The organism is Blautia sp. AF19-10LB, assembly GCF_003461245.1.
Lineage (GTDB): Bacteria > Bacillota > Clostridia > Lachnospirales > Lachnospiraceae > Blautia_A > Blautia_A intestinihominis.
Map to the genome: position 1 here is coordinate 1 of NZ_QTWS01000065.1, position 2,077 is coordinate 2,077.

1 protein-coding gene is annotated in these 2,077 nt (G+C 41.8%); it reads right to left on the reverse strand.

Going from position 1 to position 2,077, the window contains the following annotated elements; all coding sequences use genetic code 11:
- Positions 1 to 512: 512 nt before the first annotated feature.
- Positions 513 to 1,802: an IS110 family transposase gene (locus tag DWX28_RS18540; RefSeq protein WP_118254582.1), complete on the reverse strand. Its 1,290-nt coding sequence runs from the start codon at positions 1,800 to 1,802 to the stop codon at positions 513 to 515.
- Positions 1,803 to 2,077 lie beyond the last annotated feature (275 nt).

The following is a 2,077-nucleotide window of genomic DNA, read 5'->3' on the forward strand; positions in this document are numbered from 1 at the left end:
CTCCCTATATAGTCAAGTCTTTTTTCCTTGAAAATCAAGGATTTTTTAGTGTTTCATCAATAAATATCTCAGAAGAAGGAGCCATAGGAATGGACATTTCTCTGTATCTGGTACGAAAATAGCGGATTTTGGGTGCACGAAGTAAAACGTCTTCTTATTTCGTTTTACATGGCCTTGTGTGTACCCATCCATCTACGGCAGCGAACCTCCCATATCTACCAGGATCATCAGTCTATGCCAAGTCCTAACTTCTCTCGTCCCGCCTGTCCATAACCAGGGTGTCAGCTTAGCTCCTCTACAGGGTCATGCCCTCTGGAAAATATTCCTGCCGACTACTGGCTCATTCTTTGTTTGTTGTATTACTGACTTCTTTCCTGCAACAGCACCTTCCGGTGGACGTTTTCCTGTTACATTCCATTTGTTTATTGCTTCCAGCTATCATGGCTGGTCTCAGCCCTTCATTCTTTCCTTTCAAAGGCTCAGACCGGCCATGATACACTGTTTCTTTCTCTTTATGCTGCTAACTGTATTTCTGGTCTTACAATGTCATTTAACATCTTCTGACTGTCATAATCCACGCCTTTCGTTAGTATCGTATAAAATATCCGGATCAGTTTGCATGCCACCGCTATCACCGACTGCATCTTTTTTAGTGGATTTTTTTCCCTCGTCCGATAATAACTATGGATCTCTTTAAACTCTTTATTTTTCCCAATCACGGATATCGCAGCTTCATACAATGCATATCTCAAACGCTTTCTTCCCCTGTGGCTGATCCTGCTCTCCCCGTTATGTTTCCCGGAGCTGTCTGCAACAATGGCATAACCGGCAAGTTTCTGCACCTGTTTCGGATTATCAAAACGTCCAATGTCTCCTACTTCTGCGATAAAGCAGCTTACCGTCTTTATCCCTATCCCATTGATCTCCATCAGCTTATCTATATAGGGAATCTCAGAAAGTGTTTCCTTTATCTCTTGCATAAGTTCATCCATCCGGTTTTTGTATGTTTCGTAGTCATTCAGTAGGTTTCGGATCTCTTTCCTGGCACTTCTCGGTGCTTCCGTATTTCCGATGCTGTGCTCCGCTGCTGTTACCAGGGTCGTTGCCCTCTTTATCCCAGCGCCTTTCAGCCTTGCATCTCTCCATATCTTATTCACTCCATTCACGCCAAGCTCTTTGATATCACATGGCAGTGGTGCCTGTTTAATTACCATCAGTCCGCTTACCGCATCCGGATTCCTGTAAACGTCTTTTATTTCTGGAAAATAAATGCTGAACCAGCGGGCGATCCTGTTTTTGATTCTTGTAATCTCTTCCTGTGTCTGAATACGAAGGTTGGACAGATTTCTGATCTCTGCATAGATTCCGGTTGGAATATATGGATAAGAAAATCTTCCCTCATTCACCAGACCCGCAATTGTTTTTGGATCTTTACGGTCATTCTTGCTCGGGTTATTATCATCCAGTTCTTTGGACTTCTTAACATGATGCGGATTTACATGCACCGGCTTCATTCCCTGTTCCTGCAGGTACGCTCCAAGGTTCAGCCAGTAATGTCCCGTCGGTTCCATTCCTGGAATAATCGTTTCCATTCCATGTTTTTCCGCCATATCATTCATCCATGCTTTAAAAGAAGCAAATCCGGCTTCGTCATTACTGAAAGCAAAAGGCTTTTTCGAGTACTCATAATTGCGCCAGTTAAAAGCCCTTGCATAATGCGTTTCACTTCCAACATCAATACCAACAATTAAAGTTTTTTCCGTAATAGATGCAATTTTTGCGTTCTGTGTGTTATAATTCATTTCAAGTACCTCACTGTTTGATAAGATTTTTTACTAACCGTCCAAAGTCAGTAATCTTATTTTACTCTGAGGTATTTTTTTCTCAACCTTCTTTCTCGGAATTCCCTATATTTGAATTATACAAGAAGCTCCTGTTCTTATTTATTTTTGTCTTCTCTGCTCCATCCAGAAGACTCCTGTTCCTCCGGTACTTAAGAAAGACAAAAGAAGACACAAAAAAAGCAGCCCGTTTAAAGCTGCTTTCTTCATGCCTTCTTTTTACAGATACCATTCTA

Bases quoted from the DNA above. Each gene is read 5' to 3' on its own strand.
- DWX28_RS18540 (WP_118254582.1), bottom strand. From the start codon at position 1,802: ATGAATTATAACACACAGAACGCAAAAATTGCATCTATTACGGAAAAA.